This is a genomic window from Fusicatenibacter sp., assembly GCF_050872605.1.
Classification (GTDB): Bacteria; Bacillota; Clostridia; order Lachnospirales; family Lachnospiraceae; genus Fusicatenibacter.
Genome location: NZ_JBNMHD010000072.1, coordinates 1 through 6,325, shown reverse-complemented (window position 1 = coordinate 6,325; position 6,325 = coordinate 1). Strand labels below are relative to the sequence as shown.

General features: G+C 51.0%; 6 protein-coding genes. All 6 read right to left on the bottom strand.

Features of this window, described 5'->3' with window-relative positions:
- Positions 1–149: 149 nt before the first annotated feature.
- On the bottom strand, positions 150–1,694 hold the full coding sequence (guaA, locus tag ACY2VT_RS14015; RefSeq protein ID WP_461873737.1) for a glutamine-hydrolyzing GMP synthase: 1,545 nt from the start codon (positions 1,692–1,694) through the stop codon (positions 150–152).
- Positions 1,695–1,854: 160 nt separating this feature from the next.
- Entirely contained in the window at positions 1,855–2,733 is an 879-nt protein-coding gene (locus ACY2VT_RS14010) for an aldose 1-epimerase family protein (RefSeq protein WP_461877977.1), read from the bottom strand.
- A 32-nt stretch (positions 2,734–2,765) separates the two neighbouring features.
- Positions 2,766–3,245, bottom strand: a complete 480-nt coding sequence (locus ACY2VT_RS14005; protein WP_461880305.1) for an S-ribosylhomocysteine lyase — start codon at positions 3,243–3,245, stop codon at positions 2,766–2,768.
- A 22-nt stretch (positions 3,246–3,267) separates the two neighbouring features.
- Positions 3,268–3,768 carry a GreA/GreB family elongation factor gene (locus ACY2VT_RS14000; protein ID WP_461880304.1) on the bottom strand — a complete coding sequence of 167 codons (501 nt, stop codon included), beginning with the start codon at positions 3,766–3,768 and terminating at the stop codon, positions 3,268–3,270.
- Positions 3,769–3,960: 192 nt separating this feature from the next.
- Positions 3,961–4,719, bottom strand: a complete 759-nt coding sequence (locus tag ACY2VT_RS13995) for a VTC domain-containing protein (protein ID WP_461880303.1) — start codon at positions 4,717–4,719, stop codon at positions 3,961–3,963.
- A gap of 273 nt (positions 4,720–4,992) precedes the next feature.
- Positions 4,993–6,090 (bottom strand): glycoside hydrolase family 172 protein, encoded by a 1,098-nt coding sequence (locus ACY2VT_RS13990; protein WP_461880302.1) that lies wholly within the window; start codon positions 6,088–6,090, stop codon positions 4,993–4,995.
- Positions 6,091–6,325 lie beyond the last annotated feature (235 nt).

Below are 6,325 nucleotides of genomic sequence, written 5' to 3'. Positions count from 1 at the left end.
TTTATAAGGTTTTTCGCTATGCTGGAATAAAAAAACCTTGAGGTACAAGCTGGCTTTCGCTCATATCTCAAGGTTTAATTTCTTTTGTTGGTCGCTAATCATTTTTACCTTTTACAGGATAATGATTTTTGCCCTTTTACACATTTAGGTCACTCGAATTCGATGGTTGCCGGTGGTTTTCCTGTGCAATCATACATAACGCGATTGATGTGTTTTACTTCATTTACGATTCTGCTTGTTGTTCTTCCGATAACATCCCACGGGATTTCAGCGCTTTCGGCTGTCATGAAATCGGTAGTGGTTACGGCACGGAGGGCGATGGCGTAATCGTAGGTTCTTTCATCTCCCATGACTCCGACGGAGCGCATGTTGGTCAGGGCTGCGAAGTACTGGCCGATTTCGTGGGCGATTCCAGCTTTGTCAATTTCTTCGCGCCAGATCGCGTCGGCGTCCTGAACCATTTTGACTTTCTCGGCGGTTACTTCGCCGATGATACGGATGCCAAGTCCCGGGCCCGGGAATGGCTGACGGAATACGAGGTATTCCGGGATGCCGAGCTCAAGGCCGGCTTTTCTAACTTCATCTTTGAAGAGGTTGCGCAGCGGCTCGATGATTTCTTTGAAATCTACGTAGTCCGGCAGTCCTCCGACGTTATGATGGGATTTGATGACGGTGGATTCTCCGCCGACGCCGCTCTCTACAACGTCTGGGTAGATGGTTCCCTGTACCAGGAAGTCTACGGCACCGATTTTCTTTGCTTCTTCTTCGAAGACGCGGATGAACTCTTCGCCGATGATTTTACGTTTTCTCTCCGGCTCTTCTACGCCTTTTAATTTTGCATAGAAACGCTCCTGTGCGTTGACGCGGATGAAATTCAGGTCGTATGGACCGTCCGGTCCGAAGACTGCTTCTACTTCATCGCCCTCGTTTTTACGCAGCAGGCCGTGATCTACGAATACGCAGGTCAGCTGGTTTCCGACTGCTTTGGAAAGCATAACAGCTGCTACGGAGGAATCGACTCCGCCGGACAGTGCGCAGAGGACTTTTCCGTCGCCTACTTTTTCGCGGATAGCTTTGATGGATTCTTCTACGAAGGAGTCCATGTGCCAGTCGCCGGCACAGTGGCAGACATTGTATACAAAGTTGGAAAGCATTTTCTTTCCTTCTTTGGTGTGCAGAACTTCTGGATGGAACTGGGTTGCATAGAGGTTTTTTTCTACGTTTGCAACGGCTGCTACCGGACAGTCATCCGTATGAGCGATGATCTCGAAGCCCGGAGCTGCTTTGGAGATGTAGTCGTTGTGGCTCATCCAGCAGATGGTTTTTTCGGATACGTTCTCAAACAGTGCGGAACTGGTATCTACGGTTACCTCAATTTTTCCATATTCTCTGACCGGTGCTACTTCTACTTTTCCGCCGAGCAGATGCATCATCAGCTGTGATCCGTAGCAGATGCCGAGGATCGGGATTCCAAGTTCAAAAATTTCTTTTGTATAAGTCGGGGAATCCGGCAGATATGCGCTGTTCGGGCCGCCGGTGAAGATAATACCTTTCGGCTGAATTTCTTTGATCTTTTCGATGTCTGTTTTGTAAGAATAAATCTCACAGTAAACGTTGCACTCACGTACACGTCTTGCAATTAACTGATTGTACTGACCGCCAAAATCAAGTACGATAACCGTTTCTCTTTTCAAGAACGTTCCCTCCTGTTTTTTCTTCTGTGCATGATGAACTACATGCGTTTTTTGGGTTTGATGCTAATTATAGTAAAGAAACCGTAAAATTTCAACCCCCGAAGTACAGGAATCGTGTTCTTTTCGCTGTACTTCGGAGGTTTTTCTTTTTTTCGGGTCCTTATTCTCCGATGGTGATGGTGTAGCCTGCCTGGAAAGTTTCACCGGCTTTCAGGTGCTGTTCGCCGTATTTGTCTTTTAATTCGCCGTCAAAGCCGACGTTGTCGCAGCGGCCGATCCATGGCTCGAGGCACACGAACGGGGCATCTGCTTTTGGCTTGGACCATACGCCGACGCTCGGGAAGCCTTTGCAGGTGAGGGTGACGTACGGTTTTCCCTCCACTTCTACGCCGACGCGCTCGACCTGGGTGTTGTCGAAGATCAGGGCGTCCTCGTCGAAGAGGGTTCTGGTGTACGGGATTCTGCCGTCCTGAAGTTTCAGTTTTCTCGGATGTGCGGCATCGACGCCTGCTGTTTCCGGGTCGATCAGGACGTATTCGAGTTCGGTCTCGGTGTGGTTTTCCAGGCCTTTATTGAAGACGATATCGTACTGCTCCGGGATCATAAAAGCCGGGTGGCCGCCGACGGAGAAGTACATATCATCATCACCGGTGTTTTCTACGTTCCAGGTGATGGTCAGGGTTCTGCCGGAGAGTTCCTGGGTTACGGTGAAGGCGAAATCGAACGGGTAGACTTTTTTGGTTTCTTCGGTCGATACCAGGCGGTGTACGGTTTTGTTTTCGGTGTTTTCGATGCACTCGAATTCGTTGTCGCGGGCGAAACCGTGCTGGCCCATTGGGTATTTGACTCCTTTATGGGTGTAGAAGCCGCCGTTTACTTTTCCGACGAACGGGAACAGGACTGGTGCGTGGCGGTTCCAGAAGGCCGGATCGCCGATCCAGACTGCCTCGCGGTCGGCTGCTTTATCGTAAATGCTGCTAAGTTCTGCGCCATGATCGCTGATCTGCACGCGCAGGTTTTCGTTTTCCATGGTTCTCATGTTTTTGTTTCCCCCTGTGTTATTTTTATGATTTATTCTGGATAAACGAGACGGGAATCATCGATTCCGTACAGGACTTCATCCAGGTATTTTTTGCCGAGGTAGTTAGCCATGGAAAGGTTCATGTCCAGATAGTTTCCGCAGTCTTTCGGGGATGCGCCCGGGACTTCGCCTTTGAAATCGCGGATGAATTCGTACATTTCGGTGACAAGCGGGACGATGTCTCTGGAGGTGTAGTCTCCTGCCAGCAACAGGTAGAAACCGGTGCGGCAGCCCATTGGGCCGAAGTATACGGTTTTGTCTTTCCACTGCTCATGGTTGCGGAGGAAGGTGGCTCCGAGGTGCTCGATGGTGTGGACTTCGGCTGTGTTCATGACGGGCTCATCGTTTGGGGAGGTCATTCTCAGGTCGAAGGTGGTGATGGTGCTGTCGCCTACGTGGTCTTTACGGGATACGTAGACGCCTGGTTTGAGTTTGATATGGTCGATGGTGAAGCTTGCGATTTTTTCCATGGTTGGTGGTTTCCTTTCTTTTTTAATAGCTTCGGAGTTCGTCATCGTCATCGGCGGTGTTTTCAATGCTTTTGATGATGAGGTCATAGCTGTAGGTGTCGCTTACTTTTACGGTGACGCGGTCGCCGACTTTATGGCCTAAGATGGCTTTTCCCAATGGGGAGTCGATGCTGACGTAGCCTTTTAAGGAGTTACCGCGGACGGTGGTGACGAGTTTGTAGGTCTCGATTTCGTCGTCTTCTTCGATGTAGACCTGGACGGTGTTGTTGATGCCGACTTCGTCGTCTTTTGAATCATCAGAGATGACGTGGGCGGTTTTGATCATTTTTTCCAGGTAGCGGATGCGGCTTTCGTTGCGGTTTTTGTCTTGTTTGGCGGCTTTGTATTCGAAGTTTTCGCTGAGGTCGCCCTGGGCGCGGGCTTCTTTTACGGCCTCGAGTTCTTTGGGGCGGACGACCAGTTTGCGGTAGTCGATTTCTTCCTGCATTTTTTTGATGTCGTTTTCGGTTAGTTTGTCGTACATGATTTTTTCTACCTCTTTTCTTGTGAGGTTATTTTAGCACAATATCGTAGAAATGGGAAGTGGGAAGACGGACGGACGCCTCGTCAGGGGAAATGCAGCAGGCCAAGGATCAGGAACGCTGCGGTGCAGGCGAGAAACTGGCCGAAGGTGAAGGCTGCGGTTGTATCCGCAAAGATTGAACTGAATATTGTGTTAAGCATAACAGATTCCTCCAAGATTCTTGTTTATATTTTTATTTTCAAAGACGAGCGGATGTGACGGCTCTTCTTCTGTTTTCTGATTTTTGAGCTGGTAGGCGCGGCCGTATTTGGAAAATGAGGTTGGATAGATTTCCAGGTCGTCCAGGATTTTGCTGAACCATAAGGGGACGGCGCCAGGGGTTTTGACTTCCATCAGGTACCAGCCTTGTTCGATCAGCTGGGTTCCTTCGGCGGGGCCGTCGAGGCGCAGGTTTTCGGTGCGCCAGCGGATGTTGGTGTCGAAGGTGACGCGCAGGCTGGGATCCTCTGTTCCGAAGCAGGCGATGCGGTCGTAGGCGATGTACATGGCGGGCATGAGGCCCATGTAGTAATCACGGAACCAGGTGATTTCGTGGATGATCTGGCTGTCGAAACCGGGGGTGGTTTCGCCGGCGAGGTAGGGGACGGCTTCCGACAGCACCATGCGCTCGCGGCGTTTGTAGACGATTCCTTCGTATTTTTTCTTTAACTCTACGTAGATGGCGCTGTTTTCTCTGGCGGGGCCGTAACTTCTGAGGCGGAGTTTTTCTTTGTAGACGGGTTTTTCCAAGGAGCGGCGGATGAGCTGGTCATCCGGGGTGTCGTAATATAAACTGCAGATGGTGTCGAGGCCGTATTCGTCCATTTGGAGGTGGCCGGGGAGGGCTCTTTGGAGTTTATGGGCCATAATGGAGGACAGCAGGTATTTTGTTTCGTAGCGTTTGAAGGTCATTTGGATCATGTGGGGTGCAGTCCTTTCGTTTGATTTGTTTGTAGTATACAGGGGGAACTTTAAAGGAACCTTAAAGAAAAGGGGCGAAATGTGAAAGGTTTGTGAAATACGGACGCCCGCGGTCCAGGCAGATGGGAGGGGCGGCTGGTATTGACCACGTAAAAAGAGCCCGAGCCAGAATACATCCGTTGGGAACGGATGTATTCTGACCGGACTCTTGCAGAGATACGGTACGTATGTTGAAAATGGTAAGGTATTAAAAAGATAAGAAATTTATCTTGGCCAGCGGTCTTTTCGTGGCATGAGCGGGGCGAATGGCACGTGGGGGTGGGTTTGGTACCAGTAAGCGATCGTTGCGACGTCATCCTGGCGTTCGAAGAGGCCGCCGTGGGTGACGCCGATCTGCTGGAGGGTTACTTTGAGGTCCTCTTCGAAGAGGATGGGGTCGAGGAGGTGCCAGCGGTAGAAGCTGCGCTGGGGCATCTGGTCGTCGTTGTGGTAGTCGTTGTGCTGGAAGGTGTCGTGGATGGAGTAGTAGGGGTAGCCGAGGTAGGGGGTGCAGTACTGGTTTTCGATGGTTCGGCCGTTCTGCTGGGTGGCGAAGCTCCAGGCGCCGCCGAAGTAGTCTTCGGTTCCGGTGCCGCAGATGGTTGGGTAGTCCTTATCGCCGTCGATGTAGAATTTCATTTCGCCTTCGCCGTACCAGTAGCGTTCGAGGGTGGTGAGGGCGAGGTAGGTGCCGACGTACTGGCCTTTGCCTTTGACGTTGTCGAGGACGACGTAGTCGTTGGCTTTTTCGGTGATGCGCTGGCGGCGCCACTGGGCGTGGAAGTAACCCGCATCCTCAGGGACTTGGGTGAGGCAGTAGTCGATCTGGTAGAAGAAGGCCGGGATGGGCTCGTCGCACTGGTTTTCGATGGTGATGCGGGCGTTTTTATGGAACGGCATCGGAAAGTAGCTGTTGAAGCCGCGGGTCGGGTTGACGGCGATCGGGACGGAGTTCACCTGGTACGAAACGCCGAAGCCGCAGCAGAAGAAGTCGCCGAGCGGGCATTCGACGGATGGAGATTCTTCGTCGTCCCAGTACATGCGGAGGACCAGGTCGCGCAGGACGTAGCGGTTGCGGTCGCTGGTGCGGTCGGTGACGGTGATCCAGATGTGCTGGATGATGCCTTCTCCGTTGATTTCGCCGAGGGTTACGGTCTCTCCTGCTTCGATTTTCGGGATGCACGGGGAGCCTTTGCGGGATGGGCCGAGGTCACTGGCTGCCATGCCGCCTTTTCCTTTTTCTCCGTTCCGGTTTTCCCAGTTGATGGAACGGGACTGGCCGTTTCTGAGCTGGAAAATGTTCTGTAAGTTGTTGTCAAACATGATGTATTCCTCCTTAAAATAATATAGTTAATTACATCCAATCATAGACAAGTGTGTTTAGCTCGCATTCTCAAACCAATAGATTTTTGAATAGTTCCATAGTAATTTGCACTTTCTCGCATTAACTTTTTTACAATGTTTTGTTGGGCTTTGAAAATTAATCGCTTTTTGTTCCGGGTATAGTGCTGTTACATATCCTCTGTGAGTTTCGCCATTTTTGAATGTATATTCAACC

Excerpts from the sequence above, each read along its gene's own strand:
- ACY2VT_RS13995 (WP_461880303.1), bottom strand. The coding sequence starts at position 4,719 with ATGACCTTCAAACGCTACGAAACAAAATACCTGCTGTCCTCCATTATG.
- ACY2VT_RS14000 (WP_461880304.1), bottom strand. The coding sequence starts at position 3,768 with ATGTACGACAAACTAACCGAAAACGACATCAAAAAAATGCAGGAAGAA.
- ACY2VT_RS14010 (WP_461877977.1), bottom strand. The coding sequence starts at position 2,733 with ATGAGAACCATGGAAAACGAAAACCTGCGCGTGCAGATCAGCGATCAT.
- ACY2VT_RS14005 (WP_461880305.1), bottom strand. The coding sequence starts at position 3,245 with ATGGAAAAAATCGCAAGCTTCACCATCGACCATATCAAACTCAAACCA.
- ACY2VT_RS13990 (WP_461880302.1), bottom strand. The coding sequence starts at position 6,090 with ATGTTTGACAACAACTTACAGAACATTTTCCAGCTCAGAAACGGCCAG.